General features: G+C 74.7%; 20 protein-coding genes and 1 riboswitch. Of the genes, 13 read left to right on the top strand and 7 right to left on the bottom strand.

The genetic code is table 11. From position 1 onward, the window contains the following. Positions 1-149 precede the first annotated feature (149 nt). From ACH4N1_RS01400 to ACH4N1_RS01430, 7 genes are all read left to right on the top strand, one after another. On the top strand, positions 150-791 hold the full coding sequence (locus ACH4N1_RS01400; RefSeq protein WP_398093664.1) for a TetR family transcriptional regulator: 642 nt from the start codon (positions 150-152) through the stop codon (positions 789-791). Positions 792-900: 109 nt separating this feature from the next. Further along, a riboswitch (cobalamin riboswitch) is annotated at positions 901-1,034 on the top strand. 107 nt (positions 1,035-1,141) lie between these two features. Further along, complete coding sequence (locus tag ACH4N1_RS01405; protein WP_398093665.1) at positions 1,142-2,368, top strand: prenyltransferase/squalene oxidase repeat-containing protein; 1,227 nt, start codon at positions 1,142-1,144, stop codon at positions 2,366-2,368. After that, positions 2,365-3,051 carry an SCO2322 family protein gene (locus ACH4N1_RS01410; RefSeq protein WP_398093667.1) on the top strand — a complete coding sequence of 229 codons (687 nt, stop codon included), beginning with the start codon at positions 2,365-2,367 and terminating at the stop codon, positions 3,049-3,051. Before ACH4N1_RS01405 ends, ACH4N1_RS01410 begins: the two co-directional genes overlap by 4 nt. After that, positions 3,044-4,237 (top strand): energy-coupling factor transporter transmembrane component T, encoded by a 1,194-nt coding sequence (locus ACH4N1_RS01415; protein ID WP_398093669.1) that lies wholly within the window; start codon positions 3,044-3,046, stop codon positions 4,235-4,237. The genes ACH4N1_RS01410 and ACH4N1_RS01415 overlap by 8 nt, the downstream gene beginning before the upstream one ends. Next, the gene (locus tag ACH4N1_RS01420) at positions 4,234-6,027 is read left to right on the top strand and encodes an ABC transporter ATP-binding protein (RefSeq protein ID WP_398093671.1); all 1,794 of its coding nucleotides are present in this window, start codon (positions 4,234-4,236) and stop codon (positions 6,025-6,027) included. Before ACH4N1_RS01415 ends, ACH4N1_RS01420 begins: the two co-directional genes overlap by 4 nt. Further along, positions 6,024-6,881, top strand: coding sequence for an ECF transporter S component (locus ACH4N1_RS01425; RefSeq protein WP_398093673.1), 858 nt, complete (start codon positions 6,024-6,026; stop codon positions 6,879-6,881). The genes ACH4N1_RS01420 and ACH4N1_RS01425 overlap by 4 nt, the downstream gene beginning before the upstream one ends. Before the next feature lie 316 nt (positions 6,882-7,197). Continuing rightward, the gene (locus tag ACH4N1_RS01430; RefSeq protein ID WP_398093674.1) at positions 7,198-7,614 is read left to right on the top strand and encodes a transglycosylase SLT domain-containing protein; all 417 of its coding nucleotides are present in this window, start codon (positions 7,198-7,200) and stop codon (positions 7,612-7,614) included. Positions 7,615-8,155: 541 nt separating this feature from the next. Here the strand turns inward: ACH4N1_RS01430 and ACH4N1_RS01435 are convergent. Next, positions 8,156-10,219 (bottom strand): bifunctional glycosyltransferase 87/phosphatase PAP2 family protein, encoded by a 2,064-nt coding sequence (locus ACH4N1_RS01435; protein WP_398093675.1) that lies wholly within the window; start codon positions 10,217-10,219, stop codon positions 8,156-8,158. A gap of 372 nt (positions 10,220-10,591) precedes the next feature. Here ACH4N1_RS01435 and ACH4N1_RS01440 point away from each other — a divergent pair, with 372 nt between their 5' ends. Continuing rightward, positions 10,592-11,263, top strand: a complete 672-nt coding sequence (locus ACH4N1_RS01440) for an O-methyltransferase (RefSeq protein ID WP_398093677.1) — start codon at positions 10,592-10,594, stop codon at positions 11,261-11,263. 54 nt (positions 11,264-11,317) lie between these two features. On the opposite strand, the gene ACH4N1_RS01445 is transcribed toward ACH4N1_RS01440, so the two are convergent. Further along, positions 11,318-11,710, bottom strand: a complete 393-nt coding sequence (locus ACH4N1_RS01445) for a hypothetical protein (protein ID WP_366062797.1) — start codon at positions 11,708-11,710, stop codon at positions 11,318-11,320. A gap of 103 nt (positions 11,711-11,813) precedes the next feature. Between ACH4N1_RS01445 and ACH4N1_RS01450 the strand changes: the two genes are divergently transcribed. Then, positions 11,814-12,230: a DUF1992 domain-containing protein gene (locus ACH4N1_RS01450; protein ID WP_398093678.1), complete on the top strand. Its 417-nt coding sequence runs from the start codon at positions 11,814-11,816 to the stop codon at positions 12,228-12,230. Positions 12,231-12,298: 68 nt separating this feature from the next. Here the strand turns inward: ACH4N1_RS01450 and ACH4N1_RS01455 are convergent, their stop codons facing one another. Next, the gene (locus ACH4N1_RS01455; protein ID WP_398093679.1) at positions 12,299-13,030 is read right to left on the bottom strand and encodes a hypothetical protein; all 732 of its coding nucleotides are present in this window, start codon (positions 13,028-13,030) and stop codon (positions 12,299-12,301) included. A 6-nt stretch (positions 13,031-13,036) separates the two neighbouring features. Next, positions 13,037-13,717, bottom strand: coding sequence for a hypothetical protein (locus tag ACH4N1_RS01460; RefSeq protein WP_398093680.1), 681 nt, complete (start codon positions 13,715-13,717; stop codon positions 13,037-13,039). Between the two features lie 178 nt (positions 13,718-13,895). Between ACH4N1_RS01460 and ACH4N1_RS01465 the strand changes: the two genes are divergently transcribed. Continuing rightward, entirely contained in the window at positions 13,896-14,462 is a 567-nt protein-coding gene (locus ACH4N1_RS01465; RefSeq protein WP_398093682.1) for a GNAT family N-acetyltransferase, read from the top strand. On the opposite strand, the gene ACH4N1_RS01470 is transcribed toward ACH4N1_RS01465, so the two are convergent. Beyond that, entirely contained in the window at positions 14,455-16,494 is a 2,040-nt protein-coding gene (locus tag ACH4N1_RS01470) for a DHA2 family efflux MFS transporter permease subunit (RefSeq protein ID WP_398093683.1), read from the bottom strand. The two genes, ACH4N1_RS01465 and ACH4N1_RS01470, sit on opposite strands and share 8 nt — an antisense overlap. A gap of 161 nt (positions 16,495-16,655) precedes the next feature. Between ACH4N1_RS01470 and ACH4N1_RS01475 the strand changes: the two genes are divergently transcribed. Next, a complete protein-coding gene (locus ACH4N1_RS01475) occupies positions 16,656-17,762 on the top strand; it encodes a peptidoglycan-binding protein (protein WP_398093684.1) in 1,107 nt (368 codons plus the stop codon). A gap of 304 nt (positions 17,763-18,066) precedes the next feature. Here the strand turns inward: ACH4N1_RS01475 and ACH4N1_RS01480 are convergent, their stop codons facing one another. Together ACH4N1_RS01480 and ACH4N1_RS01485 are read right to left on the bottom strand one after the other, a co-directional pair. Then, positions 18,067-18,732, bottom strand: a complete 666-nt coding sequence (locus tag ACH4N1_RS01480) for an HAD-IA family hydrolase (protein ID WP_398093686.1) — start codon at positions 18,730-18,732, stop codon at positions 18,067-18,069. A gap of 176 nt (positions 18,733-18,908) precedes the next feature. Then, positions 18,909-19,490 (bottom strand): TMEM165/GDT1 family protein, encoded by a 582-nt coding sequence (locus ACH4N1_RS01485; RefSeq protein ID WP_398093687.1) that lies wholly within the window; start codon positions 19,488-19,490, stop codon positions 18,909-18,911. Positions 19,491-19,903: 413 nt separating this feature from the next. On the opposite strand from ACH4N1_RS01485, the gene ACH4N1_RS01490 reads away from it, so the two are divergent. Further along, a complete protein-coding gene (locus tag ACH4N1_RS01490) occupies positions 19,904-20,557 on the top strand; it encodes an HNH endonuclease family protein (RefSeq protein WP_398093689.1) in 654 nt (217 codons plus the stop codon). Between the two features lie 77 nt (positions 20,558-20,634). Continuing rightward, complete coding sequence (locus ACH4N1_RS01495; protein WP_398093690.1) at positions 20,635-22,263, top strand: alkaline phosphatase D family protein; 1,629 nt, start codon at positions 20,635-20,637, stop codon at positions 22,261-22,263. Positions 22,264-22,324: the final 61 nt, after the last annotated feature.

A 22,324-nucleotide genomic window follows, 5' to 3' on the forward strand; every position in this document is an offset into this window, starting at 1 on the left:
AGTTTCAGACTTGATCGTCCGGGAGGCTCCGAATCTACCGGCAGGTAAGGACGCTGTGAGCAGTGGATCAGGTGATTCACGCCACGGCCCGGCGCCCTGTGTCCGCTGAGCGATCCCACGCCCTCACCGACCGTCACGGAACGGGACCCATGCCTGCGCAAGCCAAGGGGGACAAGGTGGACACCAGCGTCCGGCGCCCCTCCGCCGCCCCCCTCACCGAGCGGCAGGAGGCCCGCCGCCGCCGCATCCTGCACACGAGCGCGCGGCTGGCGAGCCGGGGCGGGTTCGACGCGGTGCAGATGCGGGAGGTCGCCGAGTCCTCGCAGGTGGCCCTGGGCACGCTCTACCGCTACTTCCCGTCCAAGGTGCACCTGCTGGTCGCCACCATGCAGGACCAGTTGGAGCGCCTGCACGGCACGCTGCGGAAGAAGCCCCCGGCGGGCGACACCCCTTCCGCCCGCGTCGCCGAGACCCTGATGCGCGCCTTCCGGGCCCTCCAGCGCGAGCCCCATCTCGCCGACGCGATGGTGCGCGCCCTCACCTTCGCCGACCGCAGCGTCTCGCCCGAGGTCGACCAGGTCTCCCGCCAGACCACCGCGATCATCCTCGACGCGACGGGCCTGGCCGACCCCACCCCGTACCAGCTCTCCGCGGTCCGCGTCATCGAACACACCTGGCACTCGGCCCTCATCGCCTGGCTCTCGGGCCGCGCCTCCATCGCCCAGGTCCGCAGCGACATCGAGACGGCCTGCCGCCTGATCGACGTGCCGGAGCCGGGGGCGCGGGAGTAGCGCTCCCCCGGGGCCCGCCACCGCTCCCCCAGGGCCCGCCACCGCTCGCACCACCGCTCCTTCCGCCGTCCGCCCGTCCTCACGGGCGGCCCTCAGGGCCTTTCCTACGGCCGAGTACAGTGGCCCCGTCGTCATCACACCCGTACGGGGGAAAGCCGGTGCAATTCCGGCGCTGACCCGCAACCGTGAGCCACCGGACACCGTGGCCAGCCGGACTGCCCCGACGGGACGTGACCGGCTCACGTGCGTCGGCGCCGCCGCCGCACGGGCACCGTCGAGGTATGCGGAGCCGAGCCGCCGGGGTGTCCCGCGCTGCCCGGCCCCCTGACAGGGAGAGGCACCCGCCGATCATGAACGTCCGCCGCAGCGCCGCCGTCCTGGCCGCCACCGCAGTGATCGGCGCCGCCACGCCCGCCGTGGCCGCGTCCCCGTCGCCGACCCCGTCCGTGGCGGTCCCGTCCGGTCTGTACGGCACCACCGACCCGACGTACGACGGTGTCTGGCGCCAGTCGCTCGCGCTGCTCGCCCAGGACACGGTCGGGGTGAAGCCGGCGGAGAAGGCCGTGGACTGGCTGACCGGGCAGCAGTGCGCGAACGGCTCCTTCGCCGCGTTCCGCGCCGATCCCGCCCAGGCCTGCGACGCCAAGCTGATGGTCGACACCAACAGCACCGCCGCCGCCGTACAGGCCCTCGCGGCCCTCGGCGGTCACGAGGCCGCGGCGAAGAAGGCCGTCGGCTGGCTGAAGTCCGTGCAGAACGCGGACGGCGGCTGGGGGTACGCCCCCGGCGGCGCCAGCGACACCAACTCGACGGCCGTCGTCGTCGGCGCGCTGGCCGCGGCCGGGGAGAAGCCCGCCGAGGTCGTCAAGGGCGGGAAGTCGCCGTACGACGCCCTGGTCGGGTTCGCGCTGCCCTGTGACGACGGTGGCGCCTTCGCCTACCAGCCCGACAAGCAGGGCGCGTTGGCGGCCAACGCGGACGCGACGGCCGCGGGCGTCCTCGGCGCGCTCGGCGAGGGCCTGGCGGCCGGCGCCGGGAAGAAGGCGGCCGCGACCGCCTGTGCCGCCCCCGCCACCCCGCGGCAGGCCGCCGCCAACGGTGCCGCCTACCTGGCGAAGGCCGTCGCGAAGGACGGGTACCTGACCTCGGTGCTCCCCGGCGCCGAGAACCAGCCGGACTACGGCAACACCGCCGACGCCGTGGTCGCGCTCGCCGCGCAGGGCGGCGCCGGGCAGGCGGGCAAGCCGCTGGCCTGGCTCCAGCGCAACGCCGCCGCCTGGGCGAAGCAGAGCGGCCCCGCCGCCTGGGCCCAACTGGTCCTCGCCGCCCACGCGACGGGCACCGACCCGCGCGCGTTCGGCGGCACGGACCTGGTCGCCGCCCTGAACGCGACGGGCCCGGCCCCGCAGGCCACCGGCGCCGCGCGGCAGGACGGCGCGAACGGGACCGACGACACGGACGGGGCGAGGGAGGACTCCGAGGACGGCTTCGGCGTCTGGTGGACCGTCGGCGTCTTCCTCGTCGCCGGTGTCGGCATCGGCTTCCTGATCAGCGGCCGCAGGAAGCAGCAGCCGTGATACGCCGTCTCGGCGCCCTGCTCGCCGCCGCGCTGTTCCTGGGTCTGGCCGGCACCGGCCCGGCGCAGGCGGCCGGTTACCGCTACTGGTCGTTCTGGGACCGCGACGGCGACCGCTGGGTCTACGCCACCGAGGGCCCCGCCACGGCCCGCCCCTCCGACGGCGCCGTGCAGGGCTTCCGCTTCGCGGTCAGCGAGGACTCGCAGAACGCGTCGCGGCCGCGCGGCACGGCCTCGTTCGGGTCGATCTGCGCGCGGACCCCGGAGCGGGACGGCATGAAGCGGGTGGCCCTGGTCCTCGATTTCGGCACCGCCGCGGACGCGCCGTCCGGCGAGAGGCCGCCCGCCGCCCGCACGGCCTGCGCCCGCGTCCCGGACGACGCGACCACGGCCGAGGCCCTCGCCTCGACCGCGAAACCCCTGCGCTACGACACGAACGCGCTGCTGTGCGCGATCGCGGGCTACCCGCAGAAGGGCTGCGGGGACCAGGTGACGACGGACGAGGACGAGCAGCGGGGCGAGCAGCGGGACGACTCCGCCGCGGAGCCGCCGGCTTCGCCGGACTCCCCGTCGTCCGCCGCGGACGGCGGCGGCCCGTCCGTGGGCGTCTACGCGGGCGGCGCGCTGGTCGCCGCCCTGGCCGCGGCGGCGGTGTGGCAGGCCCGGCGGCGCCGGAATGACTGAGGGCGCCCGCCCCGTCGGGAGCGGCACCCGTCCCACCGGGAACCGTCTCCGGCCCACCGGGAACCGTGTCGGCCCCAGCGGGGCCCGCACCCGGCCGACGCCGGCGAGCGCCTCCGCGCCCCCACTCCACCCCGGCGCCTGGTGGCTGTGGGCCCTCGGTCTGGGCACGGCCGCGACCCGCACCACCAACCCGCTCCTGCTGGCCCTCCTCCTCACCACCTCCGCCCACGTCGTCCTCACCTGCCGTCCCCGCACCCCCTGGTCCCGCTCCTACTCCGCCTTCCTCCACCTCGCCCTGGCCGTCCTCGCCGTCCGTCTCTTCTTCGTCGTGGTCCTCGGCTCCCCCGTCCCCGGCACGCACGTGATCCTGACCCTCCCCGAAGTCCCGCTCCCCCACTGGGCGCAGGGCATCCGGCTGGGCGGCAGGGTCACCGCCGAGGGCGTCGTGTTCGCGCTGTACGACGGCCTGCGCCTGGCCACCCTGCTCGTCTGCGTCGGCGCCGCGAACGCCCTGGCGAGCCCCTCCCGCCTCCTGAAGGCCCTCCCCGGCGCCCTGTACGAGGCGGGGGTCGCCGTCGTCGTGGCGCTCACCTTCGCCCCGTACCTCATCGCCGACGTCCAGCGGCTGCGGGCCGCCCGCCGGCTGCGCGGCCGCCCGGACCGGGGCCTGCGCGGCCTGTTCCAGGTGGCGCTCCCGGTCCTGGAGGGCGCCCTGGAGCGCTCCGTCGCCCTCGCCGCCGCCATGGACGCCCGCGGCTACGGCCGTACCGCCGACGTGCCGTCCCGCGTCCGCCGTACGACGGCCGTCCTGACCCTGGGCGGCCTGCTCGGCGTCTGCGCGGGGACGTACGGCCTGCTCACCGCGGCGGGCGGCACGTACGGGCTGCCGGTGCTCGCCGTGGGCGTCGCCGCCGCGCTCGCCGGTCTGCGGCTGGGCGGGCGCCGCTCGCCGCGCACCCGCTACCGCCCGGACCGCTGGACCCCGCGGGCCTGTCTGGTCGCCGGGTCCGGTGCCGCGGTCGCCGCACTGCTGACGCTCGCCGCCTCCGCCGACCCGGCGGCCCTGCACCCCGGCGTGATCCCGCTCACGGCGCCCGCCCTCCCCCTGTGGCCCGCCGCGGCCGTGCTCGTCGGCCTGCTGCCCGCCCTGCTGTCCGCCCCGCTCCCGAAGGAGCCGTCGCCGTGATCCGCTTCGAGAACGTCTCCGTGACGTACGACGGCTGCCCCGAGGCCACCGTGCGGGACGTCGACTTCGAGATCCCGGAAGGGGAACTGGTGCTGCTCGCCGGTCCGTCCGGGGTCGGCAAGTCGACGCTGCTGGGCACGGTCGGCGGTCTCGTCCCGCACTTCACGGGCGGCACCCTGCGCGGCCGGGTGACGGTCGCCGGCCGCGACACCCGCACCCACAAGCCGCGTGAACTCGCCGACGTGGTGGGGACGGTGGGCCAGGACCCGCTGTCCCACTTCGTCACGGACACCGTGGAGGAGGAACTCGCCTACGGCATGGAGTCGTTGGGCCTGCCTCCGGCGGTGATGCGCCGCCGCGTCGAGGAGACCCTCGACCTGCTCGGCCTGGCCGCCCTGCGCGACCGTCCGATCGCCACGCTCTCCGGGGGCCAGCAGCAGCGCGTCGCGATCGGCTCGGTCCTCACCCCGCACCCCCGCGTCCTCGTCCTGGACGAGCCGACCTCCGCGCTCGACCCGGCCGCCGCCGAGGAGGTCCTCGCCGTCCTGCTCCGCCTGGTCCACGACCTCGGCACGACCGTCCTGCTCGCGGAACACCGTCTGGAACGCGTCCTGCAGTACGCCGACCAGGTCGCCCTGCTGCCCGCGCCCGGTGCCGCCCCGGTGCTGGGCACCCCGGCCGAGATCATGGCCGTGTCCCCGGTGCGTCCGCCGGTGGTGGATCTGGGCCGGCTGGCGGGCTGGTCCCCGCTGCCGCTGACCGTCCGCGACGCCCGGCGCATGGCGGGCGACCTGCGCGAACGGCTGGCCGGGCGGGAGCCGGGGCACCCCCCGCCCGCCGTCGCCGAACCGGCGCCGCCGCCGCGCCCGGCGCTCCCCCGGTGGCGCCGGCGCGCCGTACCGGCCCCGGCGGGGGACCCAGGCGATCGGCCGGCCGGCCGCGAGCCGCGACACGCCCCGGCCGCGACCGCCGGGCCGCCGCCACGCCCGGCGCTCGCCCGCCTGCGCCGGCGCTCCGCCCCCGCCCCGGCCGCGTCCGCGCTCCCGGCGGAGGTCCGTTCCCTCTGGGTGCGCCGCGCCCGGGTGCAGGCGCTGCGCGACGTCGACCTGACGGTGTCCCCCGGCGAGACCATCGCCCTGATGGGCCGCAACGGCGCCGGCAAGTCCACCCTGCTCAACACCCTCGTGGGCCTGGTCGAGCCGTCCTTGGGCACGGTCCGGACGGGCGGCGCGCTCCCCCACCGCACCGCACCCCGCGACCTCGTCCGCCGGGTCGGCCTCGTCCCGCAGGAACCCCGCGACCTGCTGTACGCCGACACGGTCGCCGCCGAGTGCGCGGCCGCCGACCGGGACGCGCGGGCCGCCCCCGGCACCTGCCGCGCCCTCGTGCGCGACCTGCTCCCCGGCATCCCCGACGGCACCCATCCCCGCGACCTGTCCGAGGGCCAGCGTCTGACGCTGGCGCTGGCGATCGTGCTGGCCGCCCGCCCGCCGCTGCTCCTGCTCGACGAGCCGACCCGCGGCCTGGACTACGCGGCGAAGACCCGCCTGGTCGGCCTCCTGCGCGGGCTGGCCGCCGCCGGGCACGCGATCGTGCTGGCCACGCACGACGTGGAGCTGGCGGCGGAGCTGGCCCACCGGGTGGTGCTGCTGGCCGAGGGCGAGGTGATCGCGGACGGTCCGACGGCCGAGGTGATCGTCTCCTCCCCGTCCTTCGCCCCGCAGGTGACGAAGATCCTGGCCCCGCAGGAGTGGCTGACCGTCGCCCAGGTGCGGGAGGCGCTGCGGTGACCGCGACCGGACGGCCGGCCCCGGCCGGGCAGGCGCGAGCGGTCCGCCTCGGTCCCCGTTCCGTGGCCGCGCTCGGGCTGGTCAGCGCGGTCGGGGTGGTCGCCTTCGCCTGGCCGTTCCTGGCCCCGCCGGCCTCGGCGCTGAACGCGCACGCGCAGGACGCCCCCTGGCTGTTCGCGGGGCTGCTGGTCCTGCTGGTCGCGGTGGTGGCGGCGACGATCTCGGAGTCGGGGCTCGGCGCGAAGGCGGTCGCGATGCTCGGCGTGCTGGCGGCGACCGGCGCCGCCCTGCGCCCGATCGGGGCCGGTACGGCGGGCATCGAGCCGATGTTCTTCCTGATGGTGCTCAGCGGCCGGGTCCTCGGCCCCGGCTTCGGCTTCGTGCTGGGCTCGGTCACGATGTTCGCGTCCGCGCTGCTCACGGGCGGGGTGGGCCCGTGGATGCCGTTCCAGATGCTGTCCATGGGCTGGTTCACGATGGGCGCCGGCCTGCTGCCGGGCCCGGACCGGCTGCGCGGCCGGGGCGAACTGGTCCTGCTCGCGGTCTACGGCTTCCTGGCCGCCTTCGCCTACGGCACGGCGATGAACATGGCGGGCTGGCCGTTCCTGGGCGAGCTGGCCTCGCGCATCTCCTTCGATCCGGACGCGGCCGTACCGGAGAACCTGGCCCGTTTCCTCGCGTACTGCGCGGCCACCTCGCTGGGCTGGGACCTGGGCCGGGCCGTCGTCACCGTCGTGCTGACCCTGACGCTGGGTCCGGCCGTGCTCAGGGCGCTACGCAGAGCCACCCGGCGCGCGGCCTTCGAGACCGCGGTCACATTCGAGGACCCCCGCCCGGTGAAGCATCCCACATGACCCACATCACCTACGATCCGCCCTAGTGGGATATTTCGGACGCCATGTCCATGCAGATTGCCGTCCTGACCTGCGCGTTGAGAGCCGGGTCACACGGCCGACCTTCACCCCACATGCGGCCACAACTAGTAAAAGGGGTCATTGCGGACCCCCGCCGAGCCTGTTTCTCTGGAGGACGTCGCACGGCGCCGACGAGCCCCCGGGCCCCCGGCGCCGACGCATGCAGCCCCCCGACGCACATCACGCGGTGCGGCCACGCACCGCGTGACTCCGCATGCACCACGACGCATCTGCCCCCGAAGGAAAAAGGTTCTCCGTGTCCGTCTCCGTCATCCGCCGCATCGCTTCCCCGAAGAAGGCCCTCACCGCCGCCGCCCTGGCCGCCGCGACCGCCGGCATGGCGCTGTCCGCGGCCCCCGCCCAGGCCTCGACCGTGACCTCCGCCTCCCAGGCCAAGGCGATCGCGCACCAGATGATCCCGGACGCCGCGCAGTTCAACGCGTTCAGCAAGATCGTGCAGCACGAGAGCAACTGGGACGTCAACGCCACCAACTCCTCGTCCGGCGCCTACGGCCTGGTCCAGGCCCTGCCGGGCAACAAGATGGCCTCGGCCGGCTCCGACTGGAAGACCAACGCCAAGACCCAGATCAAGTGGGGTCTCGACTACATGAACTCCCGCTACGGCAGCCCGGCCGGCGCCTGGTCCTTCTGGCAGGCCAACGGCTGGTACTGAGCCACGCCGACCCCGCACGCGTGAGGCGGCGGCCCCCCGATCCCCGGGGGCCGCCGCCTCACTCCTTTCCCGGACCACCGGGGCCCCGTCGGCAGGGCGATGTCCTCGCTCCTTCGTTCGGGTCGAAGTCACCGCCCCGCCGCCCCGACCGCCGGAGGAACCGTTCGTGACCCTGTACCGGCGCCCGGCCGCGACCGGCTGCCCTCGCTGACCGGGCCGACCTCGACGGCCGCCGCACCGGACTGGGCGGACCGTGGATGATCCGGCTCGGCCACTGGTCGTTCGCCTGCTACCTCGTCCACGAGATCGTCCTGCGCGCAGCCGTCTTCCACTGGGGCAAGCCCGCCCCCGGCGGCACCACCCTCCTCTTCTGGGCCGGCGTCCTGCTGACCAGCCAGGCCGCCGCGGCCGCCGCCCACCACTGGCTGGAGCACCCGGCCGAACGCCGGCTCCGGAGCCGGGCGGGGCCGCCCCGCCACGCCCCCCGTCCGCCCGCCCGCCGAGGTGGGCGGACGGTAGCCCGGACCGGCCCCGCCCCCGTTCAGGCGCGCGCCGTCCGCTCCCTCTCCTCCCTCTCCGGTTCCACCCGGCGGTCCTCCCCCGGCGGCGTCGCCTCCGCCGACCCCGCCCGCGGCCCCTGCAGCAGGTACGCCAGCCCGAAGCCGGCGAGGACGACGACGGCGCCGCCGGCCGCGTCGAGGACCCAGTGGTTGCCGGTGGCCACGATCGCCGAGACCGTGAGGAGGGGGTGCAGGAGGCCCAGCGCCTTCATCCACCCCCGCGGGGCGACGATCGCGATCACCATGCCGCACCACAGGGACCAGCCGAAGTGCAGGGAGGGCATCGCCGCGTACTGGTTGGTCAGGGACGTCAGCGTGCCGTAGTCGGGCTGGGTGAAGTCCTGCACGCCGTGGACGGTGTCGATGATGCCGAGGCCCGGCATCAGGCGCGGCGGGGCCAGCGGGTAGAGCCAGAAGCCGACGAGGGCGAGCAGGGTCGCGAAGCCGAGGGAGGAGCGGGCCCAGCGGTAGTCCACGGGGCGGCGCCGGTAGAGGACGGCCAGCACCGACAGCGGGACCACGAAGTGGAACGACGTGTAGTAGAAGTCGAAGAAGTCGCGGAGCCGGCCGGCCCCGACGGCCGCGTGGTTGGCCCAGTGCTCGATGTCGATGTGGAGGAAGCGCTCGATGTCGAGGATCTGCCGGCCGTGGGCCTCCGCCCGCCGGCGTCCGCCCGAGATGGTGCCGCCCGTCGCCGCCAGCCGGACCTGCTGGTAGGCCGCGTAGGTGACGCGGAGGAGCAGCAGTTCCAGCAGGAGGTTGGGGCGGGTGAGGACCCGGCGCGGGAACAGCCGCGGCGGGACGCGCTTCCAGCGGGCCGGGACGGGGGCGGCGTACCGCGTCGGGACCGGGGTGCGGTGGTACGGGGAGGTGCGCGGCAGGAAGGGCACGACCGTCGCGGCGGCCAGCGCGGCCAGCAGCACGACGTTGTCACGCAGGGGGTACAGGGCCGCCATGTGCGGCAGCATCATCTTCGCCGGGAGGGTCATGACCAGGACGACGGCGACCGGCCAGACGTAACGGTCCGAGGCCCGCCTGCCGACCCGGCCGACCGCCGCCGGCAGGAGCCACAGGAGCTGGTGCTGCCAGGTCGTCGGGGACACGGCGATGGCGGCACAGCCGGTGATCGACACCGCGAGCAGGAGCTGGCCGTCGCGGGCGTACCGCACCGCCCGGCGCACGCCGAGGACGGCCACGGCCGCGCCCAGCGTCAGGAACAGCGCGATCTCCGGCGGACCGGACAGGCCGAGGCGCAGCAGGGCGCCGTGCAGGGACTGGTTGCCGAGGGCGTCCGCCTCGCCGCCGAGGCCCACGCCGGCCATGTGGTGGACCCAGTAGGTGTACGAGTCGTGCGGCATCGCCGCCCAGGCCAGCAGGGTGCACGCCAGGAACGCCGCGCCCGCGGCCGCGGCGGCCCGGCGCCGGCCGGTGAACCACAGCAGCGCGGCGAACAGCAGGACGGTCGGCTGGAGGGCCGCCGCCAGGCCGATCAGCGCGCCGGCCGCGTGCCGCCCCCGCACGACGAAGCAGCCGAGCAGGACGAGCAGGACGGGGATGATGCTGGTCTGGCCGAGCCGGAGGGTGGTGCGGACGGGCAGGGACAGCATCAGCAGGCTGATCGCGACGGGCGCGGCCAGCAGCGAGGTGCGTCTGCCCACCGGCTGCGGCAGGGCCCGCGCGACGACCAGGCCGAGCGCGACGACCAGCAGCAGGGTGCCGAAGGTCCAGCCCCAGCCGAGGGCCTGTTCGGCCGCCCGGGTGAGGGGTTTGAGGACGAGTCCCCCGAACGGGGTGCCGGTGAAGCGTGTGGAGTCGTAGAGCGAACCGTTGACGTGCAGGACGCCGTCGGGTCCGACCCAGGTCTCCAGGTCCGTCAGCCGTTCTCCGCGCGGGGTGCCGAGGACGACGGCCACCTGCCGGACGGCGAGGACGGCCGCGACCAGCCAGAGGCCGAGGCGGGCCACGCGCAGGCGTGCTCTCGCCGTGCCGGCCGCGGTCGCTCCGAGGGGTTCCGCCGGTCGCCCGCTGTGCTCCGCATTCGCCACGCCTCGTAGGCCTCCCGCCCCGTAGGTCCCACACGTTCCCTCGTGGGGGTGCTTCACGAGCCCTCCTCACCAACCCTGTGAGGCTCGCGGCACCCCCCGACGAGGACGCGGGCCGTCCCGTCTTCACCTGACGTCCGTTCTCCTTTTGTCCGGAAGACGATAGTGCGCGGGGTAGTGGCCGGGTCCGCGGGACGCGGGGCGATCCGCCGGGCCGGACCGGGCGACGGGGGCCGGTGAGGGCGCTGACCGGCGGGTTCCCGCCGACGCCGGTCCCGCGGGGTCCGGGCGGACGGGAACTCGGGCGCGGTGCGCGGCGTTGACGAACTGATCAGCGTTTCCGACGAGTGCCGTCACGACCGGGAGGCAGAGCGCATGGACGAGCCGCGGATCTGGGACATCGTCGACGCCTACTTCACCCGCCACCTCGCCCCGGACGACGAGGTGACCGCGGCCGCGCTGCGCGACAGCGGGACGGCCGGGCTGCCGCCGGTCAGCGTCACGGCGAACCAGGGCAAGCTGCTCCAGCTCCTCGCGGAGATCCAGGGCGCCCGCACCGTCCTGGAGATCGGCACGCTCGGCGGATACAGCACCATCTGGCTGGCCAGAGCGCTCCCGGCCGACGGCCGGCTCGTCTCCCTGGAGTACAGCCCGAAGCACGCGGAGGTCGCCGTGCGCAACATCGCGCGGGCGGGCCTGGGCGAGCGGGTCGAGGTGCGGGTGGGCGCGGCCCTGGACTCGCTGCCGCTGCTGGCGGACGAGAACCCGCCGCCCTTCGACCTGGTCTTCATCGACGCCGACAAGGCCAACAACGCCCGCTACGTGGAGTGGGCGCTGCGGCTGACCCGCGCCGGCAGCCTGATCGTCGTCGACAACGTCGTACGGGACGGCCGGGTGGTGGACGCGGACAGCGGCGCGGAGGACGTGCGGGGCACCCGCGAGGCGCTCGAGCTCATCGGCGCGCACCCGAGGTTGAGCGGTACGGCGATCCAGACGGTCGGCGCCAAGGGCTACGACGGCTTCGCCCTGGCGCGCGTGCTGGCGTAGCCCCGGGCCTCCTCCGGCTCCCGGACCCCGGACCGGTGGGGTCGTGCCCCGCCCTCAGGCCTCGTGGTAGAAGCCCACGTTGACGCTGCGCGGGCCGGTGCGGTCCGTGATGACGATCTCCCCGTTGCCGCCCCGCGGGAGCTGCACGGTCCCGCCGTAGGCGATGGTCTGGGCGTACTCGCCGACCACCAGCCGGACCTCGGAGGACGGGTCCGGCTGGGAGCCGCGCAGCCAGCTGACCTGCCAGACGCCCTCGGGGCCGCACAGGAACTCCAGGTGGACCCGGGAGACGAACAGCCACTCCTCGGGCGTGACGAGGCGGCACACGGACTTGTCCCGGCCCACCCGCAGCACGGCGCCCGGCTCGCTGGGCGCGTCAGCCATGAGCATGCCGGCCGTGGCACCCTCTTCCGTCCCGGAGACGGTGGCCATGGTGAGTTCGAGCACGTGCGCTCCTCAAGAGATGTCTGTCCGACGGCGTCCGAACTGTGCGTGCACAGCCGCCGCATACTAAATCGCCCGGCCCCGCCGCGTCCGGCACAATGGACGCATGACCGAGCGAAAGCCACCCGGCGTCCCGTTCGAGTCCTGGGTCGACCAGCAGATCCGGGACGCGGAGCGACGTGGCGAGTTCGATCGACTTGCGGGCGCGGGAAAGCCGTTGGACCCGGAGCTGGAGAGTTCCTACGACGAACTGTGGTGGGTCAGGCGCAAGATGGCGCGCGAGGGGCTCTCGGTCCTGCCGCCCGCGCTGGCGCTGCGCAAGGAGGCGGAGGACGCCCTCGCCGCGGCGTACGCGGCACCGTCGGAGCGAACCGTCCGGAAGATCGTCACGGACGTCAACGTCAAGCTGCGCGACATGATGTTCAAGCCGCCGCCCGGCCCCCCGCTGGGCATGAAGCCGTACGACGTCGAAGAGGTCGTGCGGCAGTGGCGGGAGCGCCGGGCGGCTACGGGGGACGGCTAGGGTCTTTCGTCCGGACCAGGCCGGAGCCCGGCCTGGTCCGGACGAAAGACCCCGGGAAGCCCCGACCGCTACAGGTGCAGCAGCCGGTCCGTCAGCTCCCGGTAGTCCCGCAGGGCCAGCCGGAGCTGCTCGGTGTCGGCGGTCTCGGCGGCCGCGCCCCTCTTGGCGTCCGCGAGCTGCCAGGAGCCGCGCAGGGTGCGGCGGCGGCTGTTCATGGCGTCGGTGAAACGGGCGGCGAGTTCCTCCAGGACGTGGTCGGCCTCCTCGACCGCGTCCCGGGGCCGGTCCACGAACCCGGCGACCGCGTGCCGCATCCGCTCGGAGAGCTTGTCGCACTCGTCGTGCGGGAGCAGCGAGGCGCCGTCGGCGTCGTGGACGCCATGAGCGGCGCCGGTGCCCGGGGAGGTGCCATGGGTACCGGAGGTGCCGTGGGTACCGTGAGGGACGCCGGTGCCCCGGGAGGTGCCGAAGCCGCCGCTGTCCTCGACGGCCCCGGCCGGAACGCCGCCGGACGCGGCGGCCCGCGGGTCCCGGTCACCGGTGACCGGGTCCACGGACGGGTTGGCGGAGGAGTTGACGGGCGGGGCGGTGGACGGGCCGGTGGGCTCGGCCACCGGGCTCTGCGCCCCCAGCCCCAGCCCCTGCCCCTGCCCCTGCCCCTGCCCCGACCCCTGCGCCCGACCCCGTTCCGGTCCCGGCTCCTGGCCGTGCCCCTGGCTCTCCCCCAGCGGTACGACTCGAGGCTGTTCCTGCTCCTGTGCCGCGCGGCGGTACTCGCCGCCGGAAGTCACGTCGGCCATGCCTGTTCACCCCTCCTTGGTCTGGTGCCGGTGGAAGCCCGGCAGGTGGAATCCGGAGCCGCCCTCGTGGCGCGCGGCCTGACGGTCCTGTGCGGGCCGGGTCGTCAGTGCCCGGTGGCGGCCCTCGTCCACCAGGTCGTCGAAGAGGTCGCGGGCCTCGACCATGGCGGCCCGCAGGTCCTCGGTGCCGGGGGCCTCGCCGCCCCGCGCGCCGCCGTCCTGGTGGAAGCGGGTGACGTGGTGCACGTGCCGGTAGCCCTGCACGTGGTCGGCGTGGTGCACGGCGAGCGCGGCGACCTGCTCGTCGTACCGGCCGCCGTCGGGGTAGCCGCGGGCGCCGGCGACCTCTGACAGGATCCGGTCCGCCTCGGCGACCGCCTCGCGCGGGGAGTCGACGAAGCGCTCCTGCGCCGCGGCCCAGCGGGCTTCGAACCGCTCTCGCTCGGCGGGCTCCAACGGCCGTTCCTTCAGCCCTCCGTGCCGCTCCACCAGGCCGCCGAGTTCCCGCTCGGCCGCCTTGACGTCCCCACCGTGCCGGGCCACGGCCCGGTCGTACTCGGGACCGAAGCGGCGCTTCAGGCCCCGTCCTCCATGTGACGACCCTCGGGCCCGTACGGCCAGGACGGCCGCGACGGCGAGAACGGCCGCCACGATCACGATCAGAGCGATGATCACGCCTGTGGACATGGTTGCCTTCCGGTGTTTCGGCCCCTCGGGCCGGCTCACAGTCCGGGTTGCCCGGACCGGGGCGGACAAACGGCATCCGTGTCGTGCCGGGCGCGCCGGACGGCCGGGAGGGGCGGGGGAACCGGGTCGTCCCGGCCGCGCGCATCCGGTTGCGCGCCCGGCGGGGGAGCCACCGAGAATGACCGGCATGACCTCCTGGACCGTCGCCCCGGAACCCGCGGACTCCCCCGTCGCCGCCGCGCTGTGGCGGGAGTACTACACCGAGGTCAGCGACCGCTGGTACCTGCTGCACGAGGGCCGGCGGACCGATCCGGCCGAGCTGGAGCGGGAGATCGGCGCCCGCACCGGCGCCGACCTGGCGCCCCCGGGCGGACGGCTGCTCGTCGCCCGGTACGGCGGGGAGCCGGCCGGGAGCGCGGGCGTACGGCTGCTGGACGCGGCGACGGCGGAGCTGACGCGGGTGTTCGTGCGGCCGGGGGCGCGGGGCAGGGGCGGCGGGCCGCTGCTCGTCGGGGCCGCCGAGGAGGCCGCCCGCGCGCTCGGTGCCGGGCGGATGGTCCTCGACACCCGCGGCGACCTCGTCGAGGCCCGCGCCCTGTACGCCCGGTGCGGCTACCGGGAGGGCGCCCCGCACAACGACGACCCCTACGCCGAGCACTGGTTCGTCAAGGACCTGACCGACGAGAGCGTCGACGGCGAGAGCGTCGGCGGCGCGGGCACCGGCGGCGCCGGGCGCCTCAGCTGAACCGGGTCACCGGGCGTTCCCCGTGCGGCTGTTCGCGGGCGGAGCCGCACAGTTCGTCGTTCAGCTCCTCCACCAGCTGCGTCAGGTCGGTGGGGCGGTCCGGGCCCCACCAGTCGCCGAGCAGTTCGGCCAGCGACTCCTCGCGGGCCCGCGAGAGGCGTTCGGCGGTCTCGCGGCCCTCGTCGGTCGGCACCAGGTCGAGGCCCTCGCGCACGGCGAGCCGGCGTTCCTCTATCTGCCGGGCGGCCTCCAGGATCACGGGCAGCGGGACGGGGCCGCGTTCGGCGAGCCGGCCGGGCTCGACGCTGCCGTAGCGCTTCATCCGCAGCAGCATCCAGCTCGCGGCGGGCAGCAGGTCGTAGCCGGCCCGTTCGGTGATCGTGCGGTAGATCTCGCGGCGGCCCTCGCGGGTGCCGAGGACGGACAGGGCCCGGCAGACCTCGTCGTGCGAGGAGCGCTCGACGGGGTTGCTGGCCAGCGTCTCGGTGACGTCCGGCGCGGTGACCGAGGCGCGCAGCGGGTCCTCCTTGAGGAACCAGGCGAGGACGAAGCCGAGGACGGCGACGGGTGCGGCGTACAGGAAGACGTCCGTGATGGACGAGGCGTAGGCGTGCAGGACCGGTGGGCGCAGTGCGGCCGGCAGGTCGCCGATGACGCGCGGGTCGGCCTCCAGCGCGTCGAGGGACACGCCGGGCGGGAGGTCGACGCCGCGGAAGGCGTCCGCGAGTTTGTCGCCGAGGCGGTGGGTGAAGACCGTGCCGAAGAGGGCGACGCCGAAGGAGGCCCCGATGGAGCGGAAGAAGGTCGCGCCGGAGGTGGCCACGCCGAGGTCCTCGTAGGAGACGGCGTTCTGCACGATGAGGACCAGGACCTGCATCACCAGGCCGAGCCCCAGGCCGAAGACGAAGAAGAAGGCGCTCATCTCGGCCGTGGAGCTGTGCTCGTCGAGCTGGTGCAGCAGGAGCAGGCCGACGGTCGTCACGGCGGTGCCGGTGACCGGGAACACCTTCCAGCGGCCGGTGCGGCTGACGATCTGCCCCGACGCCGTCGACGCCAGCAGCAGACCGGCCACCATCGGCAGCATGTGCACGCCGGACAGGGTGGGCGAGACGCCCTGGACGACCTGGAGGAAGGTCGGCAGGTAGGTCATCGCGCCGAACATCGCGAAGCCGACGATGAAGCTGATCACCGCGGACAGCGTGAAGGTGCGGATGCGGAACAGTTTGAGCGGCAGGACGGGTTCGGCGGCCCCGCGTTCCACGGCCACGAACGCGACGGCCAGGACCACGCCCAGCACCGCGAGTCCGACGATCTGCGGCGAACCCCAGGCCCAGGTGGTGCCGCCCAGGGAGGCCACCAGCACCAGGGAGGTGGCGACCGAGGCGATGAGGAAGGTGCCGAGGTAGTCGATGACGTGCTTCGTCGACCTGCGCGGGATGTGCAGGACGGCCGCGATGACGCCGAGCGCGACGACACCGAGCGGGAGGTTGACGTAGAAGACCCAGCGCCAGCTCAGATGCTCGGTGAAGAGGCCGCCCAGGAGGGGGCCGAGGACGCTGGTCGTGCCGAAGACGGCACCGAACAGGCCCTGGTAGCGGCCGCGTTCACGCGGCGGGACGATGTCGCCGACGATCGCCATGGACAGCACCATCAGCCCGCCGCCGCCCAGGCCCTGAAGCGCGCGGAAGCCGATGAGCTGCGGCATGTTCTGCGCCATCCCGCACAGCGCCGAGCCGATCAGGAAGATCACGATGGCGATCTGGAACAGCGTCTTGCGCCCGTACTGGTCGCCCAGCTTGCCCCACAGCGGGGTCGCGGCGGTCGATGCCAGCAGATAGGCCGTGACCACCCAGGAGAGGTGGTCCAGGCCGCCCAGGTCGCTGACGATCGTGGGCAGCGCCGTCGACACGATCGTCTGGTCGAGGGCGGCGAGCAGCATGCCGAGCAGCAGCGCGCCGATCGACACGAGGACGTTCCCGGGCACGTGCTCCTGGCGGGGATCCCCCGTCAGGGCCTGCGCGTCCAAGGCCATGGATGCCTCCTGCAACTCGCGTGGACCTTTCCATCGTGATCGGTGTGTCCCGTTATGGCCTGTCGAGTCCCGCCGGAACCTTCCGTTCCGGGGGTGGCGGGCAGCCGGTTGTGTGGAGGATCTGCATAATCCTTGGAGTTTGGATGGGGAGGGGCGAACGGGTGAACGATCCGAAGGACGGGCAGGGGCGACCGGGGGAACCGGTGCACCCGCAGGGGCACGGGCACCCGTGTCCGCGGTGCGGTGCGCTCCGGGCGGCGGACAACACCCCGTCCTGCGCCTGCGCCCGGCAGGCCTCCGACGCCCTGCGCGACACCCGCGAGGCGGAAGCGGCGGCGGCGGAGGACTTCGATCCCCTGCGGATACGGCCGTACGTGGAACTCGGGCAGGGAACCGGGGCCGGAGCCGGGTCCGACGCCGGCCCGGGGTCCGGGGAGGCGGCGGCCGGCGACGCGACGATGCCGTTGCCGGCGGCCGCCGCCTCCGACGGGGCCGCCGTGTCCGACGCGACCATGCCCCTGCGGGCCGTCCCCCCGTCCGCCGCGGCCGCGGTGCCGACACCGCTCGCGCCGTCCGGCTCCGCGCCCAGCGACACCGACCTGAGCCTGTTCGAGGCGGGCGGGGAGGCCGGGGGCGGCCCGTACGACGAGGGGGCCCCGCGCGGACGCCGGCGCCGCGCGCTGCTGATCGCGTCCGCCGGTGCCGCCGTCGCCGTGATCGCCGCGGCCGGGTTCGCGAGCGGGATGTTCTCCTACGAGCCGCCGGTCCGGGACCGGGCCGCCCCCGAGGGGGTCCGGGCGGCCGTCCCCGACACCTCGACCAGCGCGCCCCCGGCGTCGCCGTCAGCGAGCCGCTCCGCGTCCCCCTCGGCGTCGAGCGCCTCGCCGTCGCCCTCCGAGAGCGCGAGCGCGTCCCCTTCCGCGACGGAGTCGAGCGCCTCCCCGTCGCCCTCCCGCACCACCGAGCCGAGCCCGAGCCCGTCGGCCACCGGGGCCACGCCGTCCCTGGCCCCGGGGAACGGGGCCGACGGCGACAGCGACGAAGTGACCGTCCTGCGCCGCGGGGACCGGGGACCGGAGGTGACCGAACTCCAGCTGCGGCTGCGGCAGGTGTACCTCTACAACGACGAGGCGAACGGCGTGTTCAGCAGCCGGGTCGAGGACGCCCTGCGCAACTACCAGTGGTCGCGGGGCGTCCAGGGTGACGAACTGGGCACGTACGGGGCGACGACCCGGGCGCGGCTGGAGTCGGAGACGAAGGAGCCCTGAGGCCCGTCCGGCGGCAGGCCGCCCGGCAGGGCCGCGCAGCCTCCGGCGCCGCTGCCGGCTTCAGCGAGGCGCCGGCTTCAGCGAGGCGTCGGCGCCGGCTTCAGCGGGGGCATCGGTACGGGGGCATCGGTACGGGGGCATCGGTACCGCTGCCGGTGCGGGCGCCCGCACGAGCGTCGGTACGGGTGTCGCCGGGGCCGCGACCGCCAGGTGTCCGCGTCGGCCCGTGCGGGGCCCCGCCGAGGGTCTCCCCGAAGGGCACGCCTCCGGCACGGAGCGCGTCGCCCCGGGGGACCCGCCCGCCTCACCCCAGGTGGATCCGCACTCCGGTCCCGGCCGCTTCCACCCGCACGCCCGTCAGGTCCTCCACCACCGCGTCCGGCCGGTGGGCGGCCGCCCGCGGCCCGACCCCCACCACCCGCATGCCCGCGGCGCGCCCCGCCGCGATCCCCGCCCCGGAGTCCTCGAACACCACGCACTCCGCCGGGTCCACGCCCAACTCGGCCGCGCCCTTCAGGAAGCCCTCGGGGTCCGGCTTGCTCGCGCCGACCGATTCCGCGGTGACGCGGATCTCCGGGAGGGGCAGGCCCGCCGCGGCCATGCGGGCCGTCGACAGGGGGACGTCCGCCGAGGTGACCAGGGCGTGCGGGACGCCGCGCAGGGAGGCGAGGAAGCCGGGAGCGCCGGGGACGGGGACGACGCCGTCCAGGTCGGCGGTCTCCTCCGCGAGCATCCGGGCGTTGTCGGCGAGGTTCTGCTCCATGGGGCGGTGGGGCAGCAGGACGGCCATCGACGCGTACCCCTGACGGCCGTGGACGACCTTCATGACCTCGTCGCCGTCCAGCCCGTGCCGCTCGGCCCAGCGCCGCCAGACGCGTTCCACGACGGCGTCGGAGTTCACGAGCGTGCCGTCCATGTCGAGGAGGAGGGCGCGGGCGGTCAGGACGGTGGTGGACACGGCGGCCGGCATCGGCGACTCCCAGTGCGGACGGGCACGTGCGCGGGCACGCGGAGAACAAGGCGGCCCCGCCCGCCGGTCAGGGAGAACGGACGGGAGCCACTTTGTTTCCCCACGGTACAAAACAGTCGGGCCGTTGCGCCAGCCGCCCCGGGAAGGTTCACCGTCCGTTCAGCTCCGGGCGGGGCTCAGCCGGTGGCCGCCTCCCACAGGCTCCACACGCCGAGGCCCAGCATCAGCGCCGCCGCGATCCGCGTGATCAGCTTCAGCGGCACCCGCTTCATCAGGGCCTTTCCGCCGACGATGCCGAGTCCGGCCACCGACCACAGCGCCAGCACCGCGCCGAGACCGACGGAGAGCGGGTCGTCGTAGCGGGCGGCGAGGTTGGCCGTCATGATCTGCGTCAGGTCGCCGAACTCGGCGACGAGGATGAGCATGAAGCCGGCCCCCGAGACCTTCCAGAAGGACTGGTTCTCGGGCTTGCGGATCTCCTCGTCGTCCTCGTGCTTGTTCCTCAGCAGCACGGCCGCGCCGCCCAGGAACAGCACGCCGGTGAGCACGTGCAGGATCTGCTGCGGCAGCAGGGTCAGCACGCTGCCGGCCGCGACGGCGAGCGTGACGTGCAGCACGAAGGCCGCGGCGACACCGGCGAAGACGTACGAGGCGCGGTAGCGGGTGCCGAGGACGAGGCCGGCGAGGGCGGTCTTGTCCGGCAGTTCGGCGAGGAAGACGACGCCGAAGACGAGCGCCGTCACGGTCAGGCTGATCAAGGGTCCTCAATCGGTCGGGGGCCGCCCCGCCGAGAGTGCTGCTTCCTTCGCGCAGGACGCCTCGGCACGGCAGCACACGTCTGGTCCGTGCCGTACGGCACGGAGGTGCACTGCTTGCCGAAGGTCTCGCTGGCCGACCGCGGAACGGTCCGCCTCCGGGCGCCGGCTCAGACGAGCTGAGCAGTATGTCGACGGTCCGGCGAAGAGCTACTCCCCTTCTGCGCCGTCCATAGTACGTGACCCTCGCACCGGCCCGCCGGGGCCGGCCCGCCGGACCGAAAGTCCCGCCACACCCCTTGTCGTGTCATGCACACGTCATTAGCTTCTTACCGCGCGCACACCTCCCCGCAACGCGGCCCCGCGAGCATTCCCTCGCTCGCACCGCAACACCCCCACCCCTCAAGGGAGTTCGCATGTCACGCACGCCCAAGGTCTACGCGCGTCGACGAGTCAGCATACTCGCGGCGCTCTCCGGACTGATAGCCTCCGTCGCCCTGTTCAACTCCCCGAGCGCCTCCGCCGCCCTCCCCACCCCGGTCAGCGCCGCCACCGCCCGCACCTACCTCGCCTCCCTCACCGTGGCGACGGAGGACCGCACCGGCTACGACCGCGATCTCTTCCCGCACTGGATCACCCAGTCCGGCACCTGCAACACCCGCGAGGTCGTCCTCAAGCGCGACGGCACGAACGTCGTCCAGGACTCCGCCTGCGCCGCCACCAGCGGCAGCTGGTACTCCGTGTACGACGGCGCCACCTGGACCGCCGCCTCCGACCTCGACATCGACCACCTGGTGCCGCTCGCCGAGGCCTGGGACTCCGGCGCCGACGGCTGGACCACCGCCCGCCGCCAGGCCTTCGCCAACGACCTCACCCGCCCGCAGCTCATCGCGGTCACCGACAACGTCAACCAGGCCAAGGGCGACCAGGACCCCGCCACCTGGATGCCCTCGCGCACGGCCTACCGCTGCACGTACGTCCGCGCCTGGGTCCAGGTGAAGTACTACTACGGACTCTCCGTGGACTCCGCCGAGAAGAGCGCCCTCACCAGCTACCTCGCGAGCTGCTGATCCGGAAATCCGTGCGGAAATCTCCCCGTCCGCCTCCGTCGTTCCGTACCGTACGGGACGACGGAGGAGGCGATCACGTGGCCGAACTGCGGCTGGGACCCCTGCTGAGATACGCCGACGGTTCGTCCGCGACGGTCTGGATCGAGGCGGGCCGCGCGTGCTCCGCCGAGGTGCGGTGCGCGGACGGCTCCGGCGGCACGACCCGCACCTTCCAGGTGGCGGGCCACCACTACGCCCTGATCCCGGTCACCGGCCTCACGCCGGGCACGACCACGCCGTACGAGGTGTTCCTCGACGGCACGCGCGTGTGGCCGCTCCCCGACTCGCGCTTCCCGCCCTCGGCCATCCGCACCCCGGCCGGCGACGCGGACGTGACGGTGGCCTTCGGGTCCTGCCGGTGGGCGGCGCCCCCGGCGGACGAGCACGACCCGGTGGGGCCCGACGCCCTGGACAGCCTGGCCGAGCGGATCGCCGCCGACCCGGAGGGCGAGCGGCCCGACGTCCTGCTGCTGCTCGGCGACCAGGTGTACGCCGACGAGACCTCGGACGCCACCAGGAAGCACATCGCGGCCCGCCGCGACCCGGACGAGCCGCCGGGCGGCCAGGTCGCCGACTACGAGGAGTACACCTGGCTGTACGACGAGTCCTGGCGCGACCCCGAGGTCCGCTGGCTGCTGTCCACCGTGCCCAGTTGCATGATCTTCGACGACCACGACGTCATCGACGACTGGAACACCTCCGCCGCGTGGGTGGCCGACATGCGGGCCACCGACTGGTGGCGCGAGCGGATCCTGAGCGGCCTGATGTCGTACTGGGTGTACCAGCACCTCGGGAACCTCTCCCCCGCCGCCCTGGCCGCCGACCCGCTCTACGCGGCCGTGCGGGACGCCTCCGACGCCACCGACCTCGTGCGCGACTTCGCCCGCCGGGCCGACGGTGAACCCGCCTCGGTGCGCTGGAGCTACCGGCGCGACTTCGGGAGGGTGCGGCTGCTGATGGTGGACTCACGGGCCGCCCGGGTCCTGAAGGAGGACGAGCGCTCGATGCTCGACCCGGGCGAGGCCGCCTGGGTGCGCGAACAGGCCCTGGACGCGCCGGGGTCGTACGACCATCTCCTGGTCGGCACCTCGCTGCCCTGGCTGCTGCCGCACCTGGTGCACGACGCGGAGGCGTGGAACGCGGCCCTGTGCCGGGGTGAACGCGGGCCGCGCTGGGCGCGGTTCGGGGAGAAGGTGCGGCGGGCGGCGGACCTGGAGCACTGGGCGGCGTTCCCGGATTCCTTCGCCACCCTGACCGCGCTGCTGGCCGAGGTGGGGACGGGACCGCAGGCACCGGCGAGCGTGCTCGTGCTGTCCGGGGACGTGCACCACGCCTACGTGGCCGAGACCCGCTGGCCCGGCGACGCGCCCGACGCGCGGGTGCTGCAACTCACCTGCTCCCCGGTCCACAACTCCATCCCCCGGTCGATGAGGGTGGGTTTCCGCTTCGGCTGGAGCGCCCCGGCCCGCGCCCTGGGGCGCCGTTTCCGGCGGCACGGGCGCTCGCCGCGGCCGCCCGTGGACTGGCGCAGGACCGGCGGCCCCTGGTTCGGCAACCAGCTGATGACGCTGACGCTGCGCGGACGCTCGGCCCGGCTGCGGCTGGAACAGGCCCGCGAGGGCGACGGGCTCGCCCTCGTCACGGAGTCCGAACTGACCTCCCGGTAGGGGGCGTCCGGCCGCCGCCCTGCCGGTGGTGCCGTTTCCGGCGCCACCGGCAGGATCCAAG

Source organism: Streptomyces sp. NPDC017202 (genome assembly GCF_044331705.1).
Classification (GTDB): Bacteria; Actinomycetota; Actinomycetes; order Streptomycetales; family Streptomycetaceae; genus Streptomyces.

Excerpts from the sequence above, each read along its gene's own strand:
- ACH4N1_RS01440 (WP_398093677.1), top strand. The coding sequence starts at position 10,592 with ATGGACGAGCCGCGGATCTGGGACATCGTCGACGCCTACTTCACCCGC.
- ACH4N1_RS01400 (WP_398093664.1), top strand. The coding sequence starts at position 150 with ATGCCTGCGCAAGCCAAGGGGGACAAGGTGGACACCAGCGTCCGGCGC.
- ACH4N1_RS01405 (WP_398093665.1), top strand. The coding sequence starts at position 1,142 with ATGAACGTCCGCCGCAGCGCCGCCGTCCTGGCCGCCACCGCAGTGATC.
- ACH4N1_RS01460 (WP_398093680.1), bottom strand. The coding sequence starts at position 13,717 with ATGTCCACAGGCGTGATCATCGCTCTGATCGTGATCGTGGCGGCCGTT.
- ACH4N1_RS01470 (WP_398093683.1), bottom strand. The coding sequence starts at position 16,494 with ATGGCCTTGGACGCGCAGGCCCTGACGGGGGATCCCCGCCAGGAGCAC.
- ACH4N1_RS01465 (WP_398093682.1), top strand. The coding sequence starts at position 13,896 with ATGACCGGCATGACCTCCTGGACCGTCGCCCCGGAACCCGCGGACTCC.
- ACH4N1_RS01490 (WP_398093689.1), top strand. The coding sequence starts at position 19,904 with ATGTCACGCACGCCCAAGGTCTACGCGCGTCGACGAGTCAGCATACTC.
- ACH4N1_RS01415 (WP_398093669.1), top strand. The coding sequence starts at position 3,044 with ATGACTGAGGGCGCCCGCCCCGTCGGGAGCGGCACCCGTCCCACCGGG.
- ACH4N1_RS01455 (WP_398093679.1), bottom strand. The coding sequence starts at position 13,030 with ATGGCCGACGTGACTTCCGGCGGCGAGTACCGCCGCGCGGCACAGGAG.
- ACH4N1_RS01450 (WP_398093678.1), top strand. The coding sequence starts at position 11,814 with ATGACCGAGCGAAAGCCACCCGGCGTCCCGTTCGAGTCCTGGGTCGAC.
- ACH4N1_RS01480 (WP_398093686.1), bottom strand. The coding sequence starts at position 18,732 with ATGCCGGCCGCCGTGTCCACCACCGTCCTGACCGCCCGCGCCCTCCTC.